The sequence below is a fragment of the Hydrogenophaga luteola genome, from assembly GCF_042648585.1.
Classification (GTDB): domain Bacteria; phylum Pseudomonadota; class Gammaproteobacteria; order Burkholderiales; family Burkholderiaceae_C; genus Hydrogenophaga; species Hydrogenophaga luteola.
Window position 1 is genome coordinate 178,832 of the sequence record NZ_JBHRXX010000001.1, and the last position, 24,564, is coordinate 203,395.

At 67.2% G+C, this 24,564-nt stretch carries 22 protein-coding genes; 5 read left to right on the forward strand and 17 right to left on the reverse strand.

Going from position 1 to position 24,564, the window contains the following annotated elements; translation table 11 throughout:
* Nucleotides 1-2 precede the first annotated feature (2 nt).
* From ACFOPI_RS00790 to ACFOPI_RS00820, 7 genes are all read right to left on the reverse strand, one after another.
* The gene (locus ACFOPI_RS00790) at nt 3-1,541 is read right to left on the reverse strand and encodes a methyl-accepting chemotaxis protein (protein ID WP_382169789.1); all 1,539 of its coding nucleotides are present in this window, start codon (nt 1,539-1,541) and stop codon (nt 3-5) included.
* Between the two features lie 35 nt (nt 1,542-1,576).
* Nucleotides 1,577-3,136 (reverse strand): methyl-accepting chemotaxis protein, encoded by a 1,560-nt coding sequence (locus ACFOPI_RS00795; protein WP_382169791.1) that lies wholly within the window; start codon nt 3,134-3,136, stop codon nt 1,577-1,579.
* Between the two features lie 25 nt (nt 3,137-3,161).
* Entirely contained in the window at nt 3,162-5,093 is a 1,932-nt protein-coding gene (locus tag ACFOPI_RS00800; RefSeq protein ID WP_382169793.1) for a methyl-accepting chemotaxis protein, read from the reverse strand.
* Between the two features lie 3 nt (nt 5,094-5,096).
* On the reverse strand, nt 5,097-5,615 hold the full coding sequence (locus ACFOPI_RS00805; protein ID WP_382170922.1) for a chemotaxis protein CheW: 519 nt from the start codon (nt 5,613-5,615) through the stop codon (nt 5,097-5,099).
* Between the two features lie 182 nt (nt 5,616-5,797).
* The gene (locus ACFOPI_RS00810; RefSeq protein WP_382169795.1) at nt 5,798-6,319 is read right to left on the reverse strand and encodes a chemotaxis protein CheW; all 522 of its coding nucleotides are present in this window, start codon (nt 6,317-6,319) and stop codon (nt 5,798-5,800) included.
* 22 nt (nt 6,320-6,341) lie between these two features.
* Nucleotides 6,342-8,120, reverse strand: coding sequence for a methyl-accepting chemotaxis protein (locus tag ACFOPI_RS00815; RefSeq protein ID WP_382169797.1), 1,779 nt, complete (start codon nt 8,118-8,120; stop codon nt 6,342-6,344).
* Nucleotides 8,121-8,378: 258 nt separating this feature from the next.
* On the reverse strand, nt 8,379-9,932 hold the full coding sequence (locus ACFOPI_RS00820) for a methyl-accepting chemotaxis protein (protein ID WP_382169799.1): 1,554 nt from the start codon (nt 9,930-9,932) through the stop codon (nt 8,379-8,381).
* 236 nt (nt 9,933-10,168) lie between these two features.
* Here ACFOPI_RS00820 and ACFOPI_RS00825 point away from each other — a divergent pair, with 236 nt between their 5' ends.
* Nucleotides 10,169-10,837 carry a transglutaminase domain-containing protein gene (locus tag ACFOPI_RS00825; protein ID WP_382169801.1) on the forward strand — a complete coding sequence of 223 codons (669 nt, stop codon included), beginning with the start codon at nt 10,169-10,171 and terminating at the stop codon, nt 10,835-10,837.
* Between the two features lie 9 nt (nt 10,838-10,846).
* Here ACFOPI_RS00825 and metW read toward each other — a convergent pair whose 3' ends face one another.
* Nucleotides 10,847-11,428, reverse strand: coding sequence for a methionine biosynthesis protein MetW (gene metW, locus ACFOPI_RS00830; protein WP_382169803.1), 582 nt, complete (start codon nt 11,426-11,428; stop codon nt 10,847-10,849).
* Entirely contained in the window at nt 11,425-12,594 is a 1,170-nt protein-coding gene (metX, locus tag ACFOPI_RS00835) for a homoserine O-succinyltransferase MetX (RefSeq protein WP_382169805.1), read from the reverse strand. The genes metW and metX overlap by 4 nt, the downstream gene beginning before the upstream one ends.
* 395 nt (nt 12,595-12,989) lie before the next feature.
* On the opposite strand from metX, the gene ACFOPI_RS00840 reads away from it, so the two are divergent.
* Complete coding sequence (locus ACFOPI_RS00840) at nt 12,990-13,385, forward strand: RNA recognition motif domain-containing protein (protein ID WP_066160776.1); 396 nt, start codon at nt 12,990-12,992, stop codon at nt 13,383-13,385.
* A gap of 102 nt (nt 13,386-13,487) precedes the next feature.
* Here ACFOPI_RS00840 and ACFOPI_RS00845 read toward each other — a convergent pair whose 3' ends face one another.
* From ACFOPI_RS00845 to ACFOPI_RS00860, 4 genes are read right to left on the reverse strand one after another with little or no spacing between them, the layout of a single operon-like run.
* Nucleotides 13,488-14,297, reverse strand: coding sequence for an SDR family oxidoreductase (locus ACFOPI_RS00845; protein WP_382169807.1), 810 nt, complete (start codon nt 14,295-14,297; stop codon nt 13,488-13,490).
* Complete coding sequence (gene lptC, locus ACFOPI_RS00850) at nt 14,294-14,938, reverse strand: LPS export ABC transporter periplasmic protein LptC (protein ID WP_382169809.1); 645 nt, start codon at nt 14,936-14,938, stop codon at nt 14,294-14,296. The genes ACFOPI_RS00845 and lptC overlap by 4 nt, the downstream gene beginning before the upstream one ends.
* A complete protein-coding gene (locus tag ACFOPI_RS00855) occupies nt 14,935-15,501 on the reverse strand; it encodes a KdsC family phosphatase (RefSeq protein WP_382169811.1) in 567 nt (188 codons plus the stop codon). The genes lptC and ACFOPI_RS00855 overlap by 4 nt, the downstream gene beginning before the upstream one ends.
* A 25-nt stretch (nt 15,502-15,526) precedes the next feature.
* The gene (locus ACFOPI_RS00860) at nt 15,527-16,525 is read right to left on the reverse strand and encodes a KpsF/GutQ family sugar-phosphate isomerase (RefSeq protein ID WP_382169812.1); all 999 of its coding nucleotides are present in this window, start codon (nt 16,523-16,525) and stop codon (nt 15,527-15,529) included.
* A 41-nt stretch (nt 16,526-16,566) separates the two neighbouring features.
* On the opposite strand from ACFOPI_RS00860, the gene ACFOPI_RS00865 reads away from it, so the two are divergent.
* The 3 genes from ACFOPI_RS00865 to ACFOPI_RS00875 all read left to right on the forward strand — a co-directional run bounded on the left by ACFOPI_RS00865 (nt 16,567) and on the right by ACFOPI_RS00875 (nt 20,214).
* Nucleotides 16,567-18,558 (forward strand): cation:proton antiporter domain-containing protein, encoded by a 1,992-nt coding sequence (locus ACFOPI_RS00865; RefSeq protein WP_382169814.1) that lies wholly within the window; start codon nt 16,567-16,569, stop codon nt 18,556-18,558.
* A gap of 113 nt (nt 18,559-18,671) precedes the next feature.
* Nucleotides 18,672-19,637, forward strand: coding sequence for an MBL fold metallo-hydrolase (locus ACFOPI_RS00870; RefSeq protein WP_382169816.1), 966 nt, complete (start codon nt 18,672-18,674; stop codon nt 19,635-19,637).
* Nucleotides 19,638-19,668: 31 nt separating this feature from the next.
* A complete protein-coding gene (locus ACFOPI_RS00875; protein ID WP_382169818.1) occupies nt 19,669-20,214 on the forward strand; it encodes an adenine phosphoribosyltransferase in 546 nt (181 codons plus the stop codon).
* Between the two features lie 20 nt (nt 20,215-20,234).
* Here the strand turns inward: ACFOPI_RS00875 and ACFOPI_RS00880 are convergent, their stop codons facing one another.
* From ACFOPI_RS00880 to mnmE, 4 genes are all read right to left on the reverse strand, one after another.
* Nucleotides 20,235-20,861 carry a hypothetical protein gene (locus ACFOPI_RS00880; RefSeq protein ID WP_382169820.1) on the reverse strand — a complete coding sequence of 209 codons (627 nt, stop codon included), beginning with the start codon at nt 20,859-20,861 and terminating at the stop codon, nt 20,235-20,237.
* An 88-nt stretch (nt 20,862-20,949) separates the two neighbouring features.
* Entirely contained in the window at nt 20,950-21,441 is a 492-nt protein-coding gene (locus ACFOPI_RS00885; RefSeq protein WP_382169822.1) for a Crp/Fnr family transcriptional regulator, read from the reverse strand.
* A gap of 114 nt (nt 21,442-21,555) precedes the next feature.
* Nucleotides 21,556-22,947, reverse strand: coding sequence for an LpqB family beta-propeller domain-containing protein (locus ACFOPI_RS00890; protein WP_382169824.1), 1,392 nt, complete (start codon nt 22,945-22,947; stop codon nt 21,556-21,558).
* A 66-nt stretch (nt 22,948-23,013) separates the two neighbouring features.
* Complete coding sequence (gene mnmE / locus ACFOPI_RS00895) at nt 23,014-24,435, reverse strand: tRNA uridine-5-carboxymethylaminomethyl(34) synthesis GTPase MnmE (RefSeq protein ID WP_382169826.1); 1,422 nt, start codon at nt 24,433-24,435, stop codon at nt 23,014-23,016.
* Between the last annotated feature and the right edge of the window lie 129 nt (nt 24,436-24,564).

Genomic DNA, 24,564 nt, shown 5'->3' on the forward strand with positions numbered 1-24,564 from the left:
CGTCAGACCTTGAAGACCTGGACGACCTGTGCCAGCCGGGCGGCCTGGTCCTTCAGGCTCTCGGCGGCGGCTGCGCTCTCTTCCACGAGCGCCGCGTTCTGTTGTGTCATCTGGTCGAGCTGGTTGACCGCGGTGTTGACCTGGCCAATGCCATCGCTCTGCTCGCCTGCGGCCGCGCTGATCTCACCGACGATGTCGGTCACGCGGCGGATCGAGCCCACCACCTCGTCCATGGTCTGGCCAGCTTCGCCCACCAGGCGGCTGCCCGCGTCCACGCGGTCCACACTGGCGCTGATCAGGCCTTTGATTTCCTTGGCCGCCTCGGCGCTGCGCTGCGCCAGGTTGCGCACCTCGGCCGCCACCACCGCAAAGCCACGGCCTTGTTCACCCGCACGCGCCGCCTCGACGGCCGCGTTGAGCGCCAGGATGTTGGTCTGGAAGGCGATGCCGTCGATCACGCCGATGATGTCGTTGATCTTCTGGCTGCTGTGGTGGATCTCCTGCATGGTGGACACCACCTGCGAGACCACCTGGCCACCGCGTGCGGCCACCTCGGACGCGCTGGAGGCCAGCTGGTTGGCCTGGCGCGCCGCGTCGGCGCTGTTGCGCACCGTGCTGGTCAGCTCTTCCATGGAAGCGGCCGTCTGCTGCAGGTTGCTGGCCGCCTGTTCGGTGCGGGCGCTCAGGTCGTGGTTGCCGGAGACGATCTCGCGCGAGGCCACGTTGATGCTGTCGCTGGCGTCACGCACCTGCGACACGGTGGACACCAGCGAGGTCTTCATGTCGGCCAGGGCCTGTTGCAGCTGGCCGAGCTCGTCGCCCCGGTCCACGACCAGCGGCTGGGTCAGGTCGCCATCGGCCACCGCCCGCGCGGCGCGCACTGCGCCGGCCACCGGCACCGACACCGAGCGGGCCGCTCGCCAGGCCACCAGCACGCCCACCGCCAGGGCAGCGCAGGAGAGGACGACGATGAAGCCCATCTGGCTGGACAGCGCAGCGCTGGACTGCTCCACTTCCTGGGCCACCAGCGCGTGCTTGTGCTTCTGCAGCTGCTGCATGGTGCCGATGTAGCGCTGTGCCGCGGGCAGCAGCTTCTCGGTCAGCATGGCCGTGGCGGCCGGGTCTGCGGCTTTGAGCGCATCGAAGTACGTCTTGCGCACCTCGATGTACTCCTTGCGCCGCGCGCCAATGTCGGCCAGCAGGGTCTTGCCCTGCTCGGACTCGATCGCCACCTCCAGATCTTTCTGCAGCGTGTTGATGCGCTCGGTGGTCTCGGCCATCAGCGGCTTGAAGTAGCTCTCCACCTCGGGGTGGTTGGCGGACTTGGCCATCGCCATCACGCGGTTGACGTTCAGCTGCGTGCTGGCCACCCACTCGTCGGCGAGCTGCACCACACGGTTCATTTCGAGCAGGCGCTTCTGTCCCGCGGTCGCGGAGGTCACGGCGTTGAACGCCACGGTTGTCAGCAGCAGCAGCAGCAACAGAACGGCGCCAAAGCCCAGGCCCAATCGCTGGCCAATCTTGAGGTTGTTGAATTTCATGTCTTTTATTTCGTGGGTTGTGGTCGGTGGCGCGGTTACGCGTGGGTCGTACCCTCGGTGCGGAACGTCGCCACCACCTGAGCCAATCGATTGGCCTGCTCCCTGAGGCTTTGCGCGGCGGCTGCGCTCTCTTCCACGAGCGCCGCGTTCTGTTGTGTCATCTGGTCGAGCTGGTTGACCGCGGTGTTGACCTGGCCAATGCCATCGCTCTGCTCGCCTGCGGCCGCGCTGATCTCGCCGACGATGTCGGTCACGCGGCGGATCGAGCCCACCACCTCGTCCATGGTCTGGCCAGCTTCGCCCACCAGGCGGCTGCCCGCGTCCACGCGGTCCACGCTGGCGCTGATCAGGCCCTTGATTTCCTTGGCCGCCTCGGCGCTGCGCTGCGCCAGGTTGCGCACCTCGGCCGCCACCACCGCAAAGCCACGGCCCTGTTCACCCGCACGCGCCGCCTCGACGGCCGCGTTGAGCGCCAGGATGTTGGTCTGGAAGGCGATGCCGTCGATCACGCCGATGATGTCGTTGATCTTCTGGCTGCTGTGGTGGATCTCCTGCATGGTGGACACCACCTGCGAGACCACCTGGCCACCGCGTGCGGCCACCTCGGACGCGCTGGAGGCCAGCTGGTTGGCCTGGCGCGCCGCGTCGGCGCTGTTGCGCACCGTGCTGGTCAGCTCTTCCATGGAAGCGGCCGTCTGCTGCAGGTTGCTGGCCGCGTGCTCGGTGCGGGCGCTCAGGTCCTGGTTGCCGGCGGCGATTTCACTGGATGCGGTGTTGATGGAATCGGTCGCGCTGCGCACCTGCCCCACCGTCCGGGCCAGCGAGTGGGTCATGGTGCCCAGGGCATTGAGCAGGTCACCCAGCTCGTCCTTGCGATGGGTCTCGATGCGCTGAGTGAGGTCGTTGCCGGCGATGCGCTGGGCCACGGCCACCGCCATGGCAAGGGGCGTGGTGATGCTGCGCGAGATCACCCACGCCGCCGCCGCACCGACCAGACCGGCCAGCACGCCCAGCACAGTGAGCCAGAAGGCGCTGCTGTCGTTCTTTTCACGCAGCTCGGCCGACAGGCGATCGATCTCTTCGCGCTGCAGCGCCTGAAGGGACAGCATGCCCGCCAGATACGCATCCGCGGCAGGACGGAATTCGCCATTCAGCTTGGCCAGCGCCTGTTCGGCCTGACCCTCCTTCTTGAGCGCGGTGATTTCGTCGCGCACGCGGATGAAAGTGGCCCGGGACTGCGCGAGCTTGGCAAACACCTCGCGCTCGCGGTCGTTGGACAGTAGTCCTTCGATCTGCTTCTGCAGCGTGCTGGAGATCTTGCTCGCCTCCTTCACGTCGTCGGCAAAGAACTCCACCAGCGAGGGGTCGGCGCTGCGCGCGATCGCCCCCGTGCGGCGCACGCCTGCGTTGACGTTGGCGTACCAGTCGCTGACCGCGCGCTCCTTGGTCAGTGGCACATCCATCATCGCGCGCGTCTGCGCCGCCGAATCCTGGAGCCGCAACAAGGCAGTGACCGTGATCGCGACCAGCAGGCCCACCAGCAGGCTGAAGCCCAGGCCCAGTCGCTGGCCGATCTTGAGGTTGTTGAGTGTCATGTCGGTTCAACCAGTGAAAGCAGGTTCAGGATTCGGTGCGGAACGTCGCCACGACCTGCGCCAGGCGGGCGGCCTGGTCCTTCAGGCTCTCGGCGGCAGCCGCGCTCTCTTCCACCAGCGCCGCGTTCTGCTGCGTCATCTGGTCCAGCTGCGTCACCGCCACGTTCACCTGGCCGATGCCATCGCTCTGTTCGCCCGCGGCCGCGCTGATCTCGCCGACGATGTCGGTCACGCGGCGGATCGAACCCACCACCTCGCCCATGGTCTGACCCGCATCGCCCACCAGGCGGCTGCCGGTCTCGACCTTGTCCACGCTGGCGCTGATCAGGCCCTTGATTTCCTTGGCCGCCTCGGCGCTGCGTTGCGCCAGGCTGCGCACCTCGGCCGCCACCACCGCAAAGCCGCGGCCCTGTTCACCCGCGCGCGCCGCTTCCACTGCGGCGTTGAGCGCCAGGATGTTGGTCTGGAAGGCGATGCCGTCGATCACGCCGATGATGTCGTTGATCTTCTGGCTGCTCTGGTGAATCTCCTGCATGGTGTGCACCACCTGGTCCACCACCTGGCCACCACGCACCGCGATCTCGGACGCACTGGCGGCCAGCTGGTTGGCCTGGCGTGCCGCGTCGGCGCTGTTGCGCACGGTGCTGGTCAGCTGCTCCATGGAGGCCGCGGTCTGCTGCAGGTTGCTGGCCGCCTGCTCGGTTCGGCTGGAGAGATCCTGGTTGCCCGAGGCGATCTCCGCACTGGCCGTGCCGATGCTGTCGCTGGCTGTGCGCAGCGCGCCGAGCATGCCGACAAAGCGCTGGCGCATGTCTTCCACCTCCAGCACCAGGCGCCCGATTTCGTCGCTGCGGTCGGTGGCGAAGCGCTGGCTCAGGTCGCCCTGGGCGACGGCCGTGACCGCGACGGTCAGATCGCCCAGCGGACGGGTGACGTTGCGCCGGACCAGCCAGTACAGACCCAGGCCCAGCAGGGCGGTGGCCGCCGCCAGCAGGCCCCAGAAGGCGTACATGGTGGACCAGTGCGCCGCCATGGCCTCGTCGTCCGACACCTCGGCCACCACCCACCAGCCACCGGCCTTGGTGGAGCGCTTGACCACCCAGGGGCTGGACAGCTCGTTCGCGACCAGTGGCGTGGTGTCCTCCACGAACGCATCGGGCGTGGCCCGCAGGCTGGCCAGCAGCGGCCCGGCCGAGGGGTACACCTCCAGCACCTTCTTGCCCGCCGCCGTGGGGTGCACGACAAACACCGCGTCCGCATCGCTCTTGCGCGGATCGATGATCACGGTGGAGCCGCTCTCGAAGAAGCGGGCTTCGCTCACCAGCTTCTGCAGCGCGGTCTGGAAGTCCGAGAGATCGAAGCCGATGAACAGGATGCCCACCACCTTGCCGGTATGGTCCTTCAGTGCCTCGTAGTGCGTCATGTAAGGCTTGCCGAACAGCACCGCGCGACCGGTGTAGTTCTCACCCTTGAGCATCAGCGGGTAGGCCGGGTGGTCGCGCGCCAGCAGGGTGCCGACGGCGCGCTCACCGTTTTCCTTCTTGAGCGAGGTGGTCACCCGCTCGAAGTCCTCGCCCTTGCGCATGAACACGGTGGCCACACCGCCGGTCATCTTGTTGAAGTCGTCCACGTCGCCCGTTTCGCCGTTGAGACGGAACGACCAGCTCTTGATCAGGCCAGCGGCCTCGTCCAGCTCGAAGAATTGGGAAAACTTGGCCCGGAACGGCCGGTAGGCGCGGTCGGTCATCATGCGTGCGGTGGCGTCGAAGGCGTCCACCGAATCGGCCACCGACTGGGTCTTGTCACCCACCCACTGGACGATCTGCTCGCGCGAGCGGTCTTCGGCCACCATGCTCATGACGACGCTGATCGTCACCAACACGCCGGAGAGCATGGCCACCGCCAGCAGCGCGACGCGCCGTGCCAGCGAACGGTTGTTGATGGTCGGGGTCTTCATGGCTTACTGCAGGCTCTGCGAGACGCTGTCCATCAGCCCCATGTCGGCACTGCTCATCAGTGCCTCGATGTCCATCAGGATCAGCATGCGCTCGCCCACGCTGGCAATGCCCGTGATGAAACTCGTGTCCATCGTCGTGTTCATCTCCGGCGCCGGCTTGATCAGCTCGCCAGCCAGTTCCATCACGTCCGAGACCGAATCCACCACCGCTCCCACCACGCGACCGCGCACGTTGAGCACGATCACCACCGTGAAGTCGTTGTATTCGACCTTCTCGCAGCCCAGCTTGATGCGCAGGTCCACCACCGGCACGATCACCCCGCGCAGGTTCACCACGCCCTTGATGAAGTGCGGCGCGTTCGCGATCCGTGTGGGCTCCTCGTAGGAGCGGATCTCCTGCACCCGCAGGATGTCGATCCCGTACTCCTCCGCGCCCAGGCGGAAGGTCAGGTACTCGGCGTGGGCGCCTTGCTGGCCAGCGACGTGTCGGGCATCGCCGGCGGCGGTGGAGGGGGAATGCATGTCCATGAAGGCCGTCCTTGAAATACAGATAGGGGTTCATGAACTATCGGCCGATCCACCGGGTACTGAAGGCGGGAAAAGCGCCACTGGATCCGCGCAAATGACCGTATGACCATGCACCAAGGGTCCAAAGAAAAGGGCGCCCGACGGGCGCCCTGGGACGGAACCTGGCAGGTCCAGGCTTACTGCAGGCTCTGCGAGCCGCTGTCCATCAGTCCCATGTCGGGGCTGCTCATCAGTGCCTCGATGTCCATCAGGATCAGCATGCGCTCGCCCACGCTGGCAATGCCCGTGATGAAACTCGTGTCCATCGTGGTGTTCATCTCCGGCGCCGGCTTGATCAGCTCGCTGGCCAGCTCCAGCACATCCGAGACCGAATCCACCACCGCTCCCACCACGCGACCGCGCACGTTAAGCACGATCACCACCGTGAAGTCGTTGTATTCGACCTTCTCGCAGCCCAGCTTGATGCGCAGGTCCACCACCGGCACGATCACCCCGCGCAGGTTCACCACGCCCTTGATGAAGTGCGGCGCGTTCGCGATCCGCGTGGGCTCCTCGTAGGAGCGGATCTCCTGCACCCGCAGGATGTCGATCCCGTATTCCTCCGCGCCCAGGCGGAAGGTCAGGTACTCGCTGGTAACGGCCGGCTGGCCGGCCACCGAACGGCCCTGGGTGGGGCTGGTGTCTTTGTGCATGTCCATGGTGGGGTCCTCGAAGGTGGGGTCAGAAGCTTTCCCAGTCGTCGCTGGCGCCAGCGCTGGCGGTCACGGTCTTGGGGGCAGGGGTCGGCTCGGCGGCCGGGGCCGGGCGCTGTGCCTTGGCAGGGGTCTGCAGGGCGGGGCGGGGCGCCGGTGCCTTGGCTGTGGCGGCAGGCTTGGGCGCGGCGACCGGCTTGTGCACCGCCACCGGGGTGGCCTTGGACACCGGAGCCGGCGCCGAAGACGACTCGCCACCGTGCACACGGAACACGCTGACCGCCTTGACCAGCTGGTCGGCCTGCTGGCGCAGGCTGGCGGCGGCGGAGGCACTTTCTTCCACCAGCGCCGCGTTCTGCTGCGTGGTCTGGTCCATGTTGCTCACCGCTTCGCTGACCTGGTTCACACCCGCGTTCTGCTCCTGGCTGGCGCTGCTGATCTCGCCCACGATGTCGGTCACGCGCTGGATGGACTGCACCACCTCCTGCATGGTGGAACCGGCCCGGTCGACCAGGGTCGTGCCCTGCTCGACGCGCTCGACGCTGGCGTTGATCAGCTGCTTGATTTCCTTGGCCGCTTCGGCGCTGCGCTGCGCCAGCGTGCGCACCTCGCCGGCCACCACCGCAAAGCCGCGGCCCTGCTCACCCGCACGCGCCGCCTCGACGGCCGCGTTGAGTGCCAGGATGTTGGTCTGGAAGGCGATGCCGTCGATCACGCCGATGATGTCGCTGATCTTCTGGCTGCTGTGCTGGATCTCGCGCATGGTCGAGACCACCTGGCTGACCACCTCGCCCCCCTGCACCGCCACGTTGCTGGCGCTGGCGGCCAGCTGGCTGGCGGCGCGGGCGTTGTCGGCGTTCTGCTGTGCGGTCGAGCCCATTTGTTCCATCGAGGCGCTGGTTTCTTCCAGCGCCGAGGCCTGCTGCTCGGTGCGGCTGGAGAGGTCCTGGTTGCCCTGGGCGATCTGCGCGCTCGCCGTGGCCACGCCTTCGGCGTTCTGGCGCACGCCGGTGACGAGGTCGCGCAGCGCCTGCTGCATCTTGCTCATGGCGGTCAGCAGCTGGGCCGTTTCATCACGGCCTTGCACTTCGATTTTCTGGGTCAGGTCACCAGCGGCGATGTGGTCGGCAATGCCCACCGCCTCGTTGAGCGGGCGCACGATGGCGCGGGTGATCAGCAGGGCGGCCAGGACCGCCAGCACCACCGCCGACAACGACAGACCCTCCACGGCCCACAAAGTGCTCGCCAGGCTGTCCCGCGCTGCATCGCCCGCGGTGTCCATCAGGTCACGCTGGAAGTCCAAAAACTCCTGCATCGAAGCGTCGTAAGCATTGCGCAGGGCCTGCAGCTCGCCGTTGAGGTGCTGCTCGGCCTCGGCGCTTTTGCCTTCGCGCATCATGGCCAGCATGACATCGCGCTCCTTGATGTAGGCGGCCCGGCGATCTTGTATACGACCAAGCATCTCCTTGGCCTTGGGGTTGTTGATCACGGCTTCCAGCTTGTCGTACACCTTGCCGACTTCGGCGGAACTCTCCTGCAGCTGCGCCAATGCGGCGTTCACTCCGGCGTTGTCCCCGCGGTTGGTGGCCAGCAGCGCATTGCGCAGGATCACGCCTTGCTTCGTGACATCCTGTTTCAGGTCGCCGATCATCACCGTCTTCGGGTACCGGTCCTCCAGCGCGTTGTTCTGCAGCGCAATCGCGCCCTCCAGCTTCACCCACGAAATGCCGGCGATCAGTGCGATCAGCAGCCCCACAAAACCAAATCCCAGTGCGAGCTTGATGCCCACCTTCAAGTTCGAAAACATGATCGATCCTTCTTCACATAAGTGATCTGACAACAACAGTCCGCGATGCCAACTTGGCGCCCGCGTCTGCACACCGTTTGCTTGTTCCGCTCAAGAGAGGCTCTGCCCAGGAACTTCAAGCCGCCACGCCATGCTGATTGCTTTTTCGCCACGCAATCTCGGAACTTGAGTCCGAATGGCGGTGCAATTCATATAAACGCCGCTGGTGTGCACCGCGTCATGCCCGAGACATCGGGGCGCGGCCTCGACCTCCTTGAATCAAGAGGGTGACAGCTTGAACACCGACACCGCCTGCACCAGCTGCTGGGCCTGAACCTGCAGGCTCGACGCAGCCGCCGCACTTTCTTCCACCAGCGCCGCGTTCTGCTGCGTGGTCTGGTCCATGTTGCTCACCGCTTCGCTGACCTGGTTCACGCCCGCGTTCTGCTCCTGGCTGGCGCTGCTGATCTCGCCCACGATGTCGGTCACGCGCTGGATGGACTGCACCACCTCCTGCATGGTCGCGCCGGCCTGGTCCACCAGGGCCGTGCCCTGTTCGACGCGTTCCACGCTGGCATTGATCAGACCCTTGATTTCCTTGGCTGCCTCAGCGCTGCGCTGCGCGAGATTGCGCACCTCGCCGGCCACCACCGCGAAGCCGCGGCCCTGTTCGCCGGCGCGCGCCGCTTCCACCGCCGCGTTGAGCGCCAGGATGTTGGTCTGGAAGGCGATGCCGTCGATCACGCCGATGATGTCGCTGATCTTTCGGCTGCTCTCGTTGATTTCCTTCATGGTCTGCACCACCTGGTTGACCACCTCGCCACCCTGGATGGCCACGCCGCTGGCGCTGGACGCCAGTTGGCTGGCCTGGCGCGCGTTGTCGGCGTTCTGCTGGGCGGTCGAGCCCATTTCTTCCATGGACGCAGAGGTTTCCTCCAGCGCAGAGGCCTGCTGCTCGGTGCGCGAAGACAGGTCACTGTTGCCTTGAGCAATCTGGACGCTGGCCGTGGCCACGCTGTCCGCACTTTGCCGGACATTGCTGACCACGCGGGTGAGCGAAGCCTGCATCTCGCCCATGGCGGCCAGCAACGGAGTGAATTCGTCGCGAGCATGGTCGACCACCGCGACCGTGAGATCACCGTCACGCACCCGCTGCGCCACCTCCTGGGTCACCTGCACCCGGCGGCGCAGCAGCTGGGCCACGTACCAGGAAAAGACCATCAGGGCCACGGCGACGACCCCCGCCACCGCGGTGAGCACCAGGGCGGTGGTCTGTGTGCTCTTTTCAATGTCGGCAATCTCGGCCTCCAGACCCTCTTGCTGAATGTCGAGCCCTTCGTGAAGCAGCTTCAGCAGCGCGTTGCGGGCCGGGATGGTTTTGTCCACGAGATAGGCAAAAGCCTCTTCCTTCTTGCCGTCCTTGATCAGGGCGATGTTGGCTTCACCCTCCTTCCAGAACTCGGCCATGGCCGGCGGGAGCTTGGTGAAATGGGCTTTGCCTGCTGGAGAAAACAGGCGCTTTTCGAAAGCAGCCAGCACCTCGTCCATGTGCTTGCGCTTGTCGCTGATGTAGCCCAGTGTGTCGTTCAGTTCCTGGGGATTGCGCGCCAGGATGGAATGCCGGATTTGCAGCGACACCTGGGTCACATTGAGTTCCAGTTCAGACATGGCCTGCAGCTGGGGCACCCGGTCGGTCTTGGTGTGGTCGGCCTGGGCGGCCGCGTCGTTGAGGCTGAAATGTGCGTACACCGCCAATGCGATCAAGGCGGCGGTAATCAACCCGCTGATAAGGTACAGCCGCTTGGCGATACCGAAGCCAATGCTCTTGTTCATGTTGGTTATTTGAGATGTGGGGGACCGTTGTTACGCCAACGGCATGCGGCACCGCCTCCCCTACGAACAACACGCGGCGTCCTGTTCACTATCGGCAAATACCCCAAGGCCTATAGGGCAGAAAAGAAGGGGGTTACGACCGCATATGAAATGAATGCTTTTCGGTGATCCGATGTGTCACCAGGTCCGTCACAAGCGCTACCCTTTGGCGCAACAGGCTCTGGTACAAGGCGGTCATGGACCTCACCGCCGCCCTCGCCCCCACCGCCGCCATCGACAGCGACCACCCCGCTGTGGTGGCCTTCGCCCTCGAACACGCCATCGGCCAGACCGAGCGCGCGCGGGCGGTCTCGCTGTACCTGGCGGTGCGCGACCGCCTGCGATACGACCCCTACCGCATCGACCTGTCGGCGCCGGGCATGCGGGCGAGCACGGCGCTGACGCAAGGATTCGGCTGGTGTGTGCCCAAGGCGGTGGCGCTGGCGGCCGTGGCGCGCGCAGCGGGCATTCCGGCCCGTTTGGGGTTTGCCGACGTGCGCAACCACATGTCCACCGAGCGGCTGCGCCAGACCATGAAGACCGACGTCTTCGCCTGGCACGGCTATACCGCGCTCTGGCTGGACGGCGCCTGGCGCAAGGCCACACCGGCCTTCAACCTGTCGCTGTGCGAGAAGTTCGGCCTGCTGCCGCTGGAGTTCGACGGCATCCACGACTCGCTCTACCACCCCTACGACCGCGCCGGGCAGCGACACATGGAGTATGTGAACGAGCGCGGGCAGTTCGACGACCTGCCACTGGAGGCCATCCGGGCCACATTCGCCGAGATCTACCCGTTCTGGATGCAGGCGCCGGACGTGGGTGCGGCCGACTTTGCGCAGGATGCGGCGCGCGAACGCGCGGCCTGAGCCGCCGACTCAGTTGGAGAACTTGAAGACCGCCGTGCTGGCCAGCAGGTTGGGCGCGAAGCGCACCTCGCGGTCCTCCTGCAGACCGAAGCTGTCCTCCACGGTCAGGCCGCAGCTGCGCGCCAGCACCTCGAAATCGGCGTAGGTGCCGACCCGGATGTTGGGCGTGTCGTACCACTGGTAGGGCAGGCGCCGGGTCACGGGCATGCGGCCCTGCAACACCGCCAGCCGGTTGGGCCAGTGGGCGAAGTTGGGAAAGGCCACGATGCCGATGCGGCCGACGCGCGCCGTCTCGCGCAGCATGGTCTCGGCGTTGCGCAGGTGCTGCAGGGTGTCGATCTGCAGCACCACGTCGAAGGCGTCGTCGCCGAACATGGAGAGGCCGTCTTCCAGGTTGAGCTGCAGCACATTCACGCCACGGCGGATGCAGGCATGCACCTTGGCGTCGTCGATCTCGACGCCATACCCGCTGCACTGGCGCGTGGCCTGCAGGTGCGCCAGCAGGGCACCGTCGCCGCAACCAAGGTCGAGCACGCGAGAGCCCTGCGGCACCAGCCGGGCGATGGATTCGAGCAGGTGGCGTTCGCTCATTGCACACCTCCGGCGATGGTCTGTTCAAAGTAGCTCTTCACGGCCGCGTGGTAGCGCGGGTCGTCGAGCAGGAAGGCGTCGTGCCCGTGCGGTGCGTCGATCTCGGCGTAGCTCACGTCGCGCCGGTTCTCCAGCAGGGCCTTGACGATCTCGCGCGAGCGCGCGGGCGAGAAGCGCCAGTCGGTGGTGAAACTCACCAGCAGGAACTTGGCTTTCGCACGGGCGAGTGCGGCGCTGAGGTTGCCGTCGAACTCTCGCGCCGGGTCGAAGTAGTCCAGCGCGCGTGTGATGAGCAGGTAGGTGTTGGCGTCGAAGTACTCGCTGAACTTGTCGCCCTGGTACCTGAGATAGCTCTCGATCTGGAATTCCACGTCCTGCGTCGAGTAGCGATAGGCCAGTTCGGCAGCAGCTGCCGGGTCTTCGCCATCGGCGGCCCGCAGCGTCCGACCGAACTTCTCGTTCATCACGTCGTCGCTCAGGTACGTGATGTGGCCGATCATGCGGGCGATGCGCAGGCCGCGGCGCGGCAGCGTGCCGGCGCGCAGGTAGTGGCCGCCGTGGAAGTCCGGGTCGGTGACGATGGCACGGCGCGCCACTTCGTTGAAGGCGATGTTTTCGGCCGTGAGGTTGGGCGCGCTGGCCACCACCACAGCGTGGCGCACGCGCTCGGGGTACTGCAGCGTCCAGGACAGCGTCTGCATGCCCCCGAGGCTGCCACCCATGACCGCGGCGAGCTCCTCGATGCCCAGGATGTCGAGAAGCCGTGCCTGGGCATCGACCCAGTCCTCGACCGTCACCACCGGAAAGTCGGCGCCCCAGGGCTGGCCGGTGGCCGGGTTGGTGTGGGTCGGGCCGGTGCTGCCGAAGCAGGAGCCGATGTTGTTCACGCCGATCACGAACCAACGGTTCGTGTCCACCGACTTGCCCGGGCCGATCATGTTGTGCCACCACCCTTCGCTGCGCGCGATCGGCTGGCCACGCTCGTCGGCGTGCAGACCGGCCACGTGGTGGCTGGCGTTCAGGGCGTGGCAGATCAGCACCGCGTTGGATCGATCCGCGTTGAGTGTGCCGTAGGTTTCAAAGACCAGCTCATAGGCCGGCAGGACCGCGCCACTCCGGAGCGGCAGGGGCTCATCGAAGCGCTGGGTTTGTGGTGTGACGATCACGGTGGTTCACCTCGGGGGCTGGCAAAGCCCCAAAAACAGAAATCCCGGTGCCGCAAGGTGCGAGACCGGGAGTCCCCCCTTTAGCGGTATTTGTATAGCGCCCGCAATCCGGACAAATCGGCGCTGGGAAACAGTATAGAGGGAAGGCTGCAGCCATGTTCTGCCGCACAACGGGGCCCCGCCGGAGGTCCGGTGTTGCAAATGCGCACCAGCGCTGAAGGCGGCTTGACGCCCCCCCAAAAAAAGAACTCGCTTTCAGACAAACGGCGCATAATGGCCCGGCGAGCGTCCAGAACGCGCGCAAAACAAGTGATCGGTTGGTTTCGCGTGCTACAGAATTGTTTGCTGCCGGGGCTCCATCGCTATCTTTTTCAGTGTTTCTAGGAGTCCCAACCATGGGCAACAAACTGTACGTGGGCAACCTGCCCTACAGCGTGCGCGACGAAGACCTGCAACAGTCCTTCAGCGCCTTCGGCTCTGTCAACAGCGCCAAGGTCATGATGGAGCGCGACACGGGTCGCTCCAAGGGTTTCGGCTTTGTCGAGATGGGCAGCGATGCCGAAGCTCAAGCCGCCATCCAGGGCATGAACGGCCAGTCGCTGGGCGGCCGCAGCCTGGTGGTCAACGAAGCCCGTCCCATGGAACCGCGCCCCCCCCGCTCCGGTGGCGGTGGTTTCGGCGGTGGCCGTCGTGAAGGCGGCTACGGCGGTGGCGGTGGTGATGGCGGCTTCCGCAGCCCGTACGGCAACGGTGGCCGTCGCGAAGGCGGTGGCGGTCGCGGCGGTTACTGACTCCCCGCAAACAGGCCGGTGCACCGATCGGGCCTGCAGCCCAAGAAAAAGCCCCTCTTCGAGGGGCTTTTTCATTTCGGGTTGCCGTCGTGAGCCAACAGATCAGGACGCCGGTTTGCCCTGCCCCTGGCGGTGCTTGCGTGCCCGCCCCGCCAGCAGCCGGTCGAACCAGGCGTTGGGCAGCAACCGCAACAGCTTGGCCACCACCCCCATCTGCCAGGGAATGACGCGGTAGCTGCTGCCGGCCTCGATCGCGGCGAAGGCCCGGTCGGCAAACACCTCGGGGCTGAGCAGAAACGGCATCGCGTAGCGGTTCTCGCGGGTCAGCGGCGTGTCCACGTAGCCCGGCAGCAAGGTCACCACCCGCACCCCACTGCCCCGCAGCTCGCCGCGCAGGCTTTCGCAATAGGCCACCACGGCGGCCTTGCTGGCGCAGTAGGCCCCATGCCCTGGCAGGCCCCGGATCGCCGCCACGCTGGCGATGCCGACCAACCGCCCGCTGCCGCGCGCGCGCATGGCCGCCACGAAGGGGTGGAAGGTGGCAGCCATCCCGGTGTTGTTGGTGGCGAAGGTGCGCGCCATCACCGCCAGGTCGTCGCGTTCGGCTGTGTCCATGCCGATGCTGATGCCGGCGTTGGCCACGACCACCTCGGGCACGCCCTGCTGCTCAAGACAGTTCAGGCCAGCCTGCACGATGCCATCGATGTCCGCCACATCGGCACGATAGACGCGGCAGCGCTGGGCATCCCAGCCCTGCGCATCCACCCAGGCCTGCAGCTCTTCGCTGCGGCGTGCCACCAGGGCCAGCCGGTAGCCGGCGCGGGCACAGCGCAAGGCCAGTGCCTGACCGATGCCGCTGGATGCGCCGGTGATGAAGGCCAGCGGCGCGCTGGTGGCTAGCGCGCCGATCATGGGCGGGGGGCGAACAGGGCGCGCACGTGGCCGGTGAGCACCGCCACACGGGCATCGCCCGAATAGTCGAGGTTGTCGGCCGTGATCTGGTCCTGATCGCGCACCAGCAGCACGGGCTTGTCGGACATGATGTGCTCCGGCTCGGTGCTCACCCGCAGGTACTCGCCGTGAAACTCCAGCCGCGGCAGCGGCTCCCCGTTGGCGCCTTGCCCGGCCTGACGGACCACGGCGGCGTTGCCCTCGAGAACGAACACCGTGCCCTCGTCGTTGCTGGTGATCTGCCGGGCCGTGGCGGTGGAGAGCTGGCGCTGCTGCCCGAAGGAGCGCACGCGGGCGGCATCCACCACCAGGGTGCCAACGTCGGGGTGGTGCCGCGCCGCCGTGCCATACAGCTCGGTCTTCAGGGCCCCGTTGGGCTCGAACACCTTGACCGAGAAGCGCTGCATGAAGTAATCGGGCTCGTGGGTCACCTCGGGCTTGGGCCCGGGCTCTTCGGGGATCGGCGTCGCCCGCAACAGCCAGTACGAGGCGAGCGCCAGCAGCATCATGAGCAGCACGGGCAGGTAGATGGACATCTGGTCCCACCAGCGTGAAAAGCTGCGGCGGCTCGGCGAAGGGCCCGGCAGGGTTGCGGTGTTCATCGCGCCGCCGCCTCCAGCTCTGCCGCATAGGCGCCCCGCGCTACCAGCAGCAGGTCGCACAGCTCGCGCACGGCACCGGCGCCGGGCAGGCGCTGCGTCACATGGTGGGCCAGCGCCAGCACCTCGGGATGAGCAGTGGGCGGAGCGCAGCCGAAGGCCACGCGGCGCAGCATGGGCAGATCCGGCCAGTCGTCCCCCATGGCGGCCGCGGCCGACCAGTCCAGACCAAGTTCAGCCAGGATGGCCTCGGCGGCGGGGCGCTTGTCCTCGGTGCCAAAGCGCGTGTGGCGCACACCCAGCGCGGACAGGCGAGCCCGCAGCGCCAGGGAGTCGCGACCGCTGACCACGGCCGGCGTGATGCCGGCGCGCTGCAGCAGCTTGATGCCGTGGCCATCGAGCGTATGGAAGCGCTTGAGCGCTTCGCCCGACTCGCCGAAATACAGGCCGCCGTCGGTGAGCACCCCGTCGACATCGAAGAACACCACGCGCACCGGCTGCGCCCGCAGCAACAGCTCGGGGTCGAAGTTCAGCACGGGGCGCAAGGGCGGCAGGTTCACGGACATCCGGCAATGCTAACGGGTGGCCGGCTCAGATGACTTTCGCCCGCATCAGGTCGTTGCTGTTGAGGGCGCCCACCAGGGCACCGGTATCGTCGACCACCAGCACGCTGGTGATGCGGCTGGCTTCCATCAGGTCGGCGGCTTCGACCGCCAGCGCGTCGGCGCGCACGGTGCGCGGGTTGGCATGCATCACGTCCCCGGCGCTCAGCGCCCTCAGGTCGGTGCTGTTGCCGGAGCGCTCGATGACGCGCCGCAGGTCACCATCGGTGAAGATCCCCAGCACCTGCCCGGTTCCGTCGACCACCGCGCTCATGCCCAGCCCCTTGGCACTCATCTCGCGCATCAGACCCATCAGCGGCGCGTCGGTGGTCACGCGCGGCACGTCGTCGCCGCTGCGCATCACGTCGCTGACATGGGTCAGCAGCTTGCGGCCCAGCGACCCGCCCGGGTGTGAACGGGCGAAGTCGTCGGCCTTGAAGCCCCTGGCGTTCAGCAGCGCCACCGCCAGGGCATCGCCCAGCGCCAGCTGCGCGGTGGTGCTGGCCGTGGGCGCGAGGTTGTGCGGACAGGCCTCCCGGGCGACGGCGGTGTCCAGCACCACATCGGCGTGGCGCGCCAGGGTCGAATCCGGCCGGCCGGTGAAGGCGACCAGGGGCACACCCATGCGCTTGATCAGGGGCAGGATGGCCGACAGCTCGTCACTCTCGCCGCTGTTGCTGATGCCCAGCACCACGTCGGCCGGCGTGATCATGCCCAGGTCGCCATGGCTGGCTTCGGCGGGATGCACAAACATGGCGGGCGTGCCGGTCGAGGCCAGGGTGGCTGCGAGCTTGCGGCCGATGTGGCCGCTCTTGCCCATGCCGGTGACCACCACGCGGCCGGTGCAGGCCAGCAGGCAACGCACCGCATCAGCAAAGCGTTCGTCGAGCCGGCCGGCCAGCGCCGTCACCGCCTCGGCCTCGATCTGAAGGGTTTCGCGCGCCATCGCCAGCAGGCGCGTGGCGTCTAGGGGAAGGGCCGTGCTCATGGGCGGATTATCGCGTGGGGCACCCATTACCATCAGGGCGCATGAATTCACTGGACATCACGCTGCTGTACCTGCTGGCCGCCGTGCTGGGCGTGGTGGGCTGCCGCATGCTCAAGCTGCCGCCCATGCTGGGCTACCTGGTGGTCGGCGTGGTGATCGGACCGAACGCGCTGGCGCTGGCCCAGAACTCGCAGGGCCTGCGTTACCTGGCGGAATTCGGCGTGGTGTTCCTGATGTTCGTGATCGGACTGGAGTTCAGCCTGCCCAAACTGCGCGCCATGAAGCGCCACGTGTTCGGGCTGGGTTTGTCCCAGGTGGTGCTGACCGTGCTGCTCACCACCCTGGCGTCGCTGGCGCTGGGCTGGTTCCTGCCGACCTGGTGGAAGATGGAATGGCAGATGGCGCTGGCACTGGGCGGCGTGATGGCCATGAGCAGCACCGCCATCGTGATCAAGATGGTGGCCGAGCGGCTGGAGCTGGAGTCTGAGCACGGCAAACGGGTGGTCGGCATCCTGCTGTTCCAGGATCTGGCTGTGGTGCCACTGCTGGTGCTGATCCCGGCGCTGGGCTCGCCGCCCGACGAGCTGTTCAAGGCGCTCGGCATCGCCCTGCTCAAGGCCACGGTGCTGCTGGGCCTCCTGCTGACCGGCGGACAGAAGCTGATGCGCTGGTGGCTGACCCTGGTGGCGCGCCGCAAGAGCGACGAGCTGTTCATGCTCAACCTGCTGCTCATCACGCTCGGCCTGGCCTGGCTGACCGAACACGCCGGCCTGTCGCTGGCGCTGGGTGCCTTCGTCGCCGGCATGCTGATCTCGGAGACGGAATACAAGCACCAGGTGGAGACCGACATCCGGCCCTTCCACGACGTGCTGCTGGGCCTGTTCTTCATCACCATCGGCATGCTGCTGGACTGGCGGCTGGTGCTGGAGCGCTGGCCGCTCGTGCTGCTGCTGCTGTCGCTCTCGCTGGCGTTCAAGATCGGAATGATCACCAGCCTGACGCGGCTGTTCGGCGCGCCGATGGGCACCGCCCTTCGCACCGGCCTCTACCTGTGCCAGGCCGGCGAGTTCGGTCTGGTGCTGCTGTCGCTGGCCGGGCAGCACCAGCTGGTGCCGCCCGCGCTGTTCAACCCAGTGCTGGCCTCCATGGTGATTTCGATGCTGGCCACGCCCTTCATCATCCTGCGCACCAACGACATCGTCACCCGGGTGGTGGGCAGCGACTGGCTGATGCAGTCGGTGCAGATGACCAGCATCGCGCGCCGCTCGATCAACGCGGACAAGCACGTGATCATCTGCGGCTATGGCCGCTGCGGCCAGAACCTGGCCCGGCTGCTGGAGGCCGAGGGCATTCCCTACATGGCGCTGGACCTGGACCCCGACCGGGTGCGCCAGGCCGCCGCCGCCGGTCATTCGGTGGTGTTCGGCGACGCCGCGCGGCTGCAGGCGCTCATGGCCGCCGGCCTGCACCGCGCCAGCGCGGTGGTCATCACCTACATCGAGACTGCCAGCGCGCTCAAGGTGCTGCACCACGCACACGAGCACGCCCCACAGGTGCCGGTGGTGGTGCGCACCATCGACGACGTGGACGACGGCAAGCTGCGCGCCGCCGGTGCGACCGAGGTGGTGCCCGAAGCGATCGAAGCCAGCCTGATGCTGGCCAGCCACGCGCTGGCGCTGGTGGGCGTGCCGATGCGGCGCGTGATCCGCGTGGTGCAGGACCAGCGCGACGCGCGCTACAACCTGCTCAAGGGTTATTTCCACGGCGCCGATGACGACGGCGTGGAGGAGGCCGAGCACGAGCGGCTGGCCACCGTCACCATCCCGCCCGGCGGTCGCAAGGTCGGCCGGACGCTGGGCAGCCTCGCGCTGGAGGCGATGGGCGTGCGCGTCGCCAGCCTGCGGCGCGCGGGGGGCCAGAACGCCCCGTTCGACGACGAGACCGAGCTCGACGGGGGCGACACCCTGGTGCTCAGCGGCAAGGCACCCGCGCTCGCCCTGGCCGAGGAAAAGCTCCTCTCCGGCAAGACCTGAGGCGGCCGACCGCAAAAGGCCTGATTGCGGCAATGTTTTTGTGACCACACGGTTTCGCCTGCAACCGGTCGGTCTTTAATGCGGTCTTTGCCCCCACCCCACTGGAGACCGAAATGTTGGATCGACGCGCCTTTCTGGGCGCCGGCATCGCCGGCACCGCTGCCCTGACCTTCTCGTCCGTGTGGTCGCAACAGGCGACCCCGAACTTCGGTCCGCCGACGCTGCCGGCCACCGGCGTCAAGCGCATGAAGCTGGGCGCCATGGAAGTGATCGCGCTCAACGACGGCGCGCTGCGCCGCCCGCTGGGCGAGGAGTTCGTGCGCAACGTGCCGCTGGAGCAGGTCAAGTCGCTGCTGGCGTCGCAGAACCTGCCCACCGACTACGTCGACATCCCGTTCACACCGTTTCTCGTCGTCAGCCCGGCCGGCCGCTTCCTGCTCGACACCGGATTCGCCGACAACGGCCCGCCGACCACCGGCAAGCTCGCGGCCCAGCTGGCGGCCGCCGGCTTCAAGCCCGAAGACATCGATCATGTGGTCATCAGCCACTACCACGGCGACCACATCAACGGCCTGCGCAAGAAGGACGGTTCACTGGCCTTCCCCAAGGCCAAGGTCCACGTGCCGGCACCGGAACACGCCTTCTGGTTCGACGACGCGAAGATGAACGCAGCTCCCCCAGCAGCCAAAGGCGCTTTCGAGAATGCTCGCAAGGTCATCGGCAGCCTGCCGGCCGACATCCTGATGAAGTACGAGCCCGGCCAGGAACTCGCGCCTGGCATCAAAGCCGAGGCGGCGTTCGGGCACACGCCGGGCATGAGCATGGTGTCGGTGCAGTCCGAAGGGCAGAAATTCATGTACGTGGCCGACCTGACCAACGTGCCCTCCCTTTTCGCCCGGAGCCCCGACTGGGCGGTGCAGTTCGACATGGACGCCGAGATGGCCCGCCAGACCCGTCGCCGCGTGTTCGACATGCTGGTGAAGGACAAGGCGATGGCCGGCGGCTACCACTTCCCGTTCCCCGCCTTCGGCACCATCGAGACCGCGGGCAGCGGCTACCAGTTCAAACCCGTCGCCTGAACGCTGCGGTGGTGTCTTCATAATGGCTTCCATGGACACCACCGCCTTCCTCAAGAGCCACATCCGCACCGTGCCCGACTGGCCCGCGCCAGGGGTGCAGTTCCGCGACATCACGCCGTTGCTGCAGGACCCCCGGGTCTTCCGGGAGCTGATCGACACCTTCGTGCACCGCTACATGGACCCGTCGCTCCGGCCTTCGGTGGTGGCGGGGCTCGATGCCCGCGGTTTCATCATTGGTTCGGTTCTGGCCTACGAGCTGGGTGTCGGTTTCGTGCCGATCCGCAAGAAGGGCAAGCTGCCCTTCACCACAGTGGAGGAAACCTACGAACTCGAGTACGGCAGCGCCACGGTGGAACTGCACACCGATGCGGTGAAGGCCGGTGACCGCGTGCTGCTGATCGATGATCTCATCGCCACCGGCGGCACCATGATGGCCGGCCGCCGCCTGCTGGAGAAGCTGGGGGCCGAGGTGATTGAAGGAGCGGCCATCGTGGACCTGCCGGAACTCGGCGGTTCACGCAAACTGCTCGACGCCGGCCTGCCCCTCTTCACGCTGGTGCATTTCGAGGGACATTGAGCGCGGCCCGGCGGGCCTGGTCAGAGCCTGCCGTACTGGGTTTCGCTCAGTCCGGCGAAATCGCTGTGGACTTCCGGCGGTTGCTCCATCTGGGCCACGGCCGGAGCATCCATGCGGTGTGCAGGCAACGCTGGGGTCTCCAGGGCCGAGCGGAATGCCGCCACCTGTTCGGGGGCCAGCGGGCGCGCAGAACCGGGTGCCGCCGCGCTCTCGCGCCGGGTCTGCGCCGCCACCGAGGCCTTGAGTGCGACACCCCGCAGATCGTGCACCGGCTGGCGGCGCCAGTACACCGCCTGCACCTGCATGGAATGGCGCGAGCGGGCGCTGCCCTGGATCCAGCGCTCGATCTCCAGGAGGTACTCGTCGGGCATCACGTCGGCCGGCAGCGTAAGGTTGATCAGCACCAGGAAGCCGTCGCCCGTCGAGTCCAGCGCCAACACCTTGAACTCGTAGCTGGTGGACAGGACGCCCGCGCGGATCAGGGACTCGCGCACGACTGAAAACAGCTGTTCCCTGCGCAGGATGCGCCGCCCCCGCCGCGGGGAGATCAGGGGCAGCGTGGTCTGACCAAAGGAGCGCCGGGGCTTGCGCCCGCCAGTGGCTCCGGCATCGGACTTTTTGGCTTGCAGCCAGCGTAGGAGGGACATGGGCGGAGTATGCCTTCAGGAACGTTGACTTTTGACAGGAGCGGCGGGGCAGACACTCATCGCCGGACCCGGATGTCGTGCATCCGCATCAGGTGACGGCCACGCGCTTGGGCTTGTTGTACATGCGCCGGGCCAACACCGCAGCCATGGCCACGGTCAGTTCCAGCGCAATGACGGGAAAACGGGTGGACAGCTCGCGAAACCGCAGCGGGGTGAGGCACCACAACCGGCTGTGGCCACCGGCATTGACCGTCGCGCTGCGGGGCAGGTGGCTGAAGAACGCGCCCTCGCCCAGCACCGAACCCGCGCCGACCATGGCGATGCGCACCCGGTCCTTGTCGTCTTCGTAGTGCACAGTGAGGCTGCCGCTCTCGACAAAGTAGACCGTCCGGTCTTTGACGCCCTGCTCGATCAGCACCTGCCCCTGGCTGAGGGTCACCGGTTGCAGGTAGTCGCCCAGCAACTGCCATTGCGCATCCGAAAGGTTCACCGGCACCGCATCCAGCGCGCTGCTGGCACGCATGGCTTGCGCCAGCGCCAGCACGTCGAACCGCGGATCGGTGGGAACTCGGGCGTTCATCCCTGCACCATAACGTCGGGTGCCATGGCACCACAAGCCACGGTTACGGTTGCTTACGCTTTGGTTCCCAATGGCTCCTCAAAGAAGGCCAGCGGTGGGTCTGGTAACGCCCCGTCACACTTTGGCGCCCGCCAGCCAGCGCCGGAACGCGCGGCCGGCCAGGCGGTACGGCGCCATCAGCCGCCACGACCGGCTGGCCCGGAGCTCGGCCTGCGCGCGCTGGCTGTCGGCCAATGCGGCCTGCGTCTGTTCAAGCGTCCTCTCGATCTGCTGGAGGTGGCCTTGCTGTTGGGCCAACAGTGCGTCCCGGCGGGTCAGTTCCAGGGCCCTGGCTTCTGCCAGGGTCGTCTGCGCCTGCAGCTGCTCCTGCGTGCACTGTTGGGCACGCGCAAGCCCCTGCACCTGGCGCCGCCAGACCTGGGCGTCCTGCAACGACCGGCCCGCGCCCTGGCCCTGGTCTGCCCGCCCGCCGTCTTGCAGGCGGTCCAGCAGAGGACCCAAGTCAAAAAAGGCCAGCGGAACCATCTCGTTGGTGATCACCATCAGGCGCCCCTGTAGGTCGATGTCCAGCCCCTTGGGGCCACCTTCCTGCGGGTTGGATCGCCCTTGCAGAAAAGTGTCCTCGTCCAGCACCTGCAATCGGCCGTCGTGCCAATGCTCGCCTTGCCATCCCCCGTCGGGACAGGTGAAGACGTGCACGAACGGTGCGCCAGCGTCGGCCACCAAGACACGCCGCGAGTGCTCCGCAAAGCGCAGGCCATGGGGGTAGTCGACGCCCAGCAGGCGGGCCACCGGTTCGGCGTCGGGCCCAAGCGGTCGGCTGGCGTCGTACAGGCGCACGCAATGTTCGTTGTGGTTGCTGACGGCGATCCATCGCCCGTCGGGGCTATGGGCCACCCCGTCAGGGATCTCCAGCCCTCGCGCCAGCAGGGATGAGCCCGTGACGGCGCACGGCCGGGCACCGCCCAGATCCACCAGGTGCTGCGTCACCTGGTGCGTGTAGTTGTTGCACACCAGCACATCCAGGCAGCCACCCAACAGGGGGAGGACGCTGACGGACCCAGGCGTCTCCACCAGGCCCGGATGGGCCGCCTCAAGGCGCAGCAGCGGCTGCAGCTCGCAAGGCGTCGCGTCAACCGCAGACGGTGGGATGCGGAACACCGGCACACCACCCTGGCGATTGGCCACCAGCAGCGTGTCGTCGCTGCTCCAGAACAGGCCATGGGGGTAGGAAAACTCGCGCGCCGTGAACGGCTGGGGACTGTGCAGGCGCACCTGGGGAGCCTCCCCGCCCCAGTCAACGTCGATGCTCAGGACCAGCACGCGGTTGCTGAGGTGACCGGCGACGGCCAGCCGCTGGTTGTCAGGCGACAGGTGCACGTCCTCGGTGCGGCCCAGTTCGGCCAGGGCGGACACCACACCGGATCCGTAGATCACGGGCAAGCGCACGGCCTCCAGCGTGGGGGTCGCGGGCGTCGCGCCGGCATTGAACTCGGAAACACTCATCAGGGGCCTGCAGGTCGGTGGATACAGCTGTGAGATTCTGTACCCAAGCCAACAGCCCGCCGCGGCTCACTTCCCGATGCAGAACCTGGAAAAGATCTCACCGAGCAGGTCGTCGGCGCTGAACTCGCCGGTGATCTCGCCCAGCGCCCCCTGCGCCAGCCGCAGCTCTTCGGCCAGCAGGTCCAGGTATTCGGCCTGGGCGGCCAGGTGCCCGTGTGCCAGCGCGAGGTGTTCGCCCACGCGGCGCAGCGCCTGCAGGTGCCGCTCGCGCGCCATGAACAGGCCGTCGCCCGCGTGCTGCCAGCCGGCCAGGTCGAGCAGGCGCTGGCGCAGTGCCTCCAGGCCTTCGCCCTGCTTGGCCGAGATGACCAGCTCGCCGGCCGCCTCGGCGCGAGCCATCAACGGCAGTGCACCCGCGCTGCACTGGTCCAGCTTGTTCCACACCGGCAGCAGCGCCACGCCCTTGGGCAGTTCGGCGGCAATCGCAGCGTCAGCCGCCTGGTAGGCGGCTTGGTCGGCACGGCTGAGATCGTGCAGGAAGAGCACCGCATCGGCCTGTTCGATCTGACCCCAGGCGCGCTGAATGCCGATCTGCTCCACCTCGTCCACATCGGCGCCGTGGCGCAGGCCGGCGGTGTCGATCACGTGCAGCGGCACGCCTTCGATCTGGATGGTCTGCTGCACCAGGTCGCGCGTGGTGCCGGCAATGGGGGTCACGATAGCCAGCTCGGCACCCGCCAGCGCATTGAGCAGCGAGCTCTTGCCCGCGTTGGGCTGACCAGCGATCACCACCTTCAGGCCATCGCGCAGCAACGCACCCTGGCGCGCCTCGGCCAGCACCGCGTCCAGCCTGGTGCGCAGCCGGTCCAGCTGACCAGTGGCGTCGGCCTTCTGCAGAAAGTCGATTTCTTCCTCGGGGAAGTCCAGCGTCGCCTCGACCAGCATGCGCAGGTTCACCAGCGCGTCGCGCAGCGCGTGGATGCGCTCGGAAAACACGCCCGCCAGCGAGCGGCTGGCGCTGCGCGCCGCGGCCTCGGTGCTGGCATCGATCAGGTCGGCCACCGCCTCGGCCTGCGCCAGGTCCAGCTTGTCGTTCAGAAACGCACGTTCGGTGAACTCGCCGGCGCGCGCCGGACGCAGGCCGCGCAGCAGCGGCTGGCCGTCTTCTCCTGCAGCCTGCGCCACCTGCAGACAGCGCGCCAGCAGCAGCTGCAGCACCACCGGTCCGCCATGGCCCTGCAGTTCCAGCACGTCCTCACCGGTGTAGGAGTGCGGCCCTGGAAACCACAGCGCCAGCCCGTGGTCGATGGGCTGGCCGGTCACGTCGGGAAAGGGCAGGTAGGTCGCCTCACGGGCTTTCAGCGGGCGCCCGAGCAGCGCCTGCACAAACGCCGCCAGCCCCTGGCCCGACACCCGCACGATGCCCACCGCACCGCGACCGGGCGCGGTGGCGATGGCGGCGATGGGGTCACGGGACGCGGCAAGCATGGGCGAAAGGATAGGCGGAAAAAAGAAAGGGTCCGCAAACGCAGACCCAGTGGACAGAAGTGCCTTGTTCCAGAGACACCGAGGAACCGGCTTCGCCGGGCCTCAGGTGTCGTCCCCCCTCAGGGGGGA

Excerpts from the sequence above, each read along its gene's own strand:
- ACFOPI_RS00790 (WP_382169789.1), bottom strand. The coding sequence starts at position 1,541 with ATGAAATTCAACAACCTCAAGATTGGCCAGCGATTGGGCCTGGGCTTT.
- ACFOPI_RS00795 (WP_382169791.1), bottom strand. The coding sequence starts at position 3,136 with ATGACACTCAACAACCTCAAGATCGGCCAGCGACTGGGCCTGGGCTTC.
- ACFOPI_RS00800 (WP_382169793.1), bottom strand. The coding sequence starts at position 5,093 with ATGAAGACCCCGACCATCAACAACCGTTCGCTGGCACGGCGCGTCGCG.
- ACFOPI_RS00805 (WP_382170922.1), bottom strand. The coding sequence starts at position 5,615 with ATGCATTCCCCCTCCACCGCCGCCGGCGATGCCCGACACGTCGCTGGC.
- ACFOPI_RS00810 (WP_382169795.1), bottom strand. The coding sequence starts at position 6,319 with ATGGACATGCACAAAGACACCAGCCCCACCCAGGGCCGTTCGGTGGCC.
- ACFOPI_RS00815 (WP_382169797.1), bottom strand. The coding sequence starts at position 8,120 with ATGTTTTCGAACTTGAAGGTGGGCATCAAGCTCGCACTGGGATTTGGT.
- ACFOPI_RS00820 (WP_382169799.1), bottom strand. The coding sequence starts at position 9,932 with ATGAACAAGAGCATTGGCTTCGGTATCGCCAAGCGGCTGTACCTTATC.
- ACFOPI_RS00825 (WP_382169801.1), top strand. The coding sequence starts at position 10,169 with ATGGACCTCACCGCCGCCCTCGCCCCCACCGCCGCCATCGACAGCGAC.
- metW (WP_382169803.1), bottom strand. The coding sequence starts at position 11,428 with ATGAGCGAACGCCACCTGCTCGAATCCATCGCCCGGCTGGTGCCGCAG.
- ACFOPI_RS00840 (WP_066160776.1), top strand. The coding sequence starts at position 12,990 with ATGGGCAACAAACTGTACGTGGGCAACCTGCCCTACAGCGTGCGCGAC.
- ACFOPI_RS00845 (WP_382169807.1), bottom strand. The coding sequence starts at position 14,297 with ATGATCGGCGCGCTAGCCACCAGCGCGCCGCTGGCCTTCATCACCGGC.
- lptC (WP_382169809.1), bottom strand. The coding sequence starts at position 14,938 with ATGAACACCGCAACCCTGCCGGGCCCTTCGCCGAGCCGCCGCAGCTTT.
- ACFOPI_RS00855 (WP_382169811.1), bottom strand. The coding sequence starts at position 15,501 with ATGTCCGTGAACCTGCCGCCCTTGCGCCCCGTGCTGAACTTCGACCCC.
- ACFOPI_RS00860 (WP_382169812.1), bottom strand. The coding sequence starts at position 16,525 with ATGAGCACGGCCCTTCCCCTAGACGCCACGCGCCTGCTGGCGATGGCG.
- ACFOPI_RS00865 (WP_382169814.1), top strand. The coding sequence starts at position 16,567 with ATGAATTCACTGGACATCACGCTGCTGTACCTGCTGGCCGCCGTGCTG.
- ACFOPI_RS00870 (WP_382169816.1), top strand. The coding sequence starts at position 18,672 with ATGTTGGATCGACGCGCCTTTCTGGGCGCCGGCATCGCCGGCACCGCT.
- ACFOPI_RS00875 (WP_382169818.1), top strand. The coding sequence starts at position 19,669 with ATGGACACCACCGCCTTCCTCAAGAGCCACATCCGCACCGTGCCCGAC.
- ACFOPI_RS00880 (WP_382169820.1), bottom strand. The coding sequence starts at position 20,861 with ATGTCCCTCCTACGCTGGCTGCAAGCCAAAAAGTCCGATGCCGGAGCC.
- ACFOPI_RS00885 (WP_382169822.1), bottom strand. The coding sequence starts at position 21,441 with ATGAACGCCCGAGTTCCCACCGATCCGCGGTTCGACGTGCTGGCGCTG.
- ACFOPI_RS00890 (WP_382169824.1), bottom strand. The coding sequence starts at position 22,947 with ATGAGTGTTTCCGAGTTCAATGCCGGCGCGACGCCCGCGACCCCCACG.
- mnmE (WP_382169826.1), bottom strand. The coding sequence starts at position 24,435 with ATGCTTGCCGCGTCCCGTGACCCCATCGCCGCCATCGCCACCGCGCCC.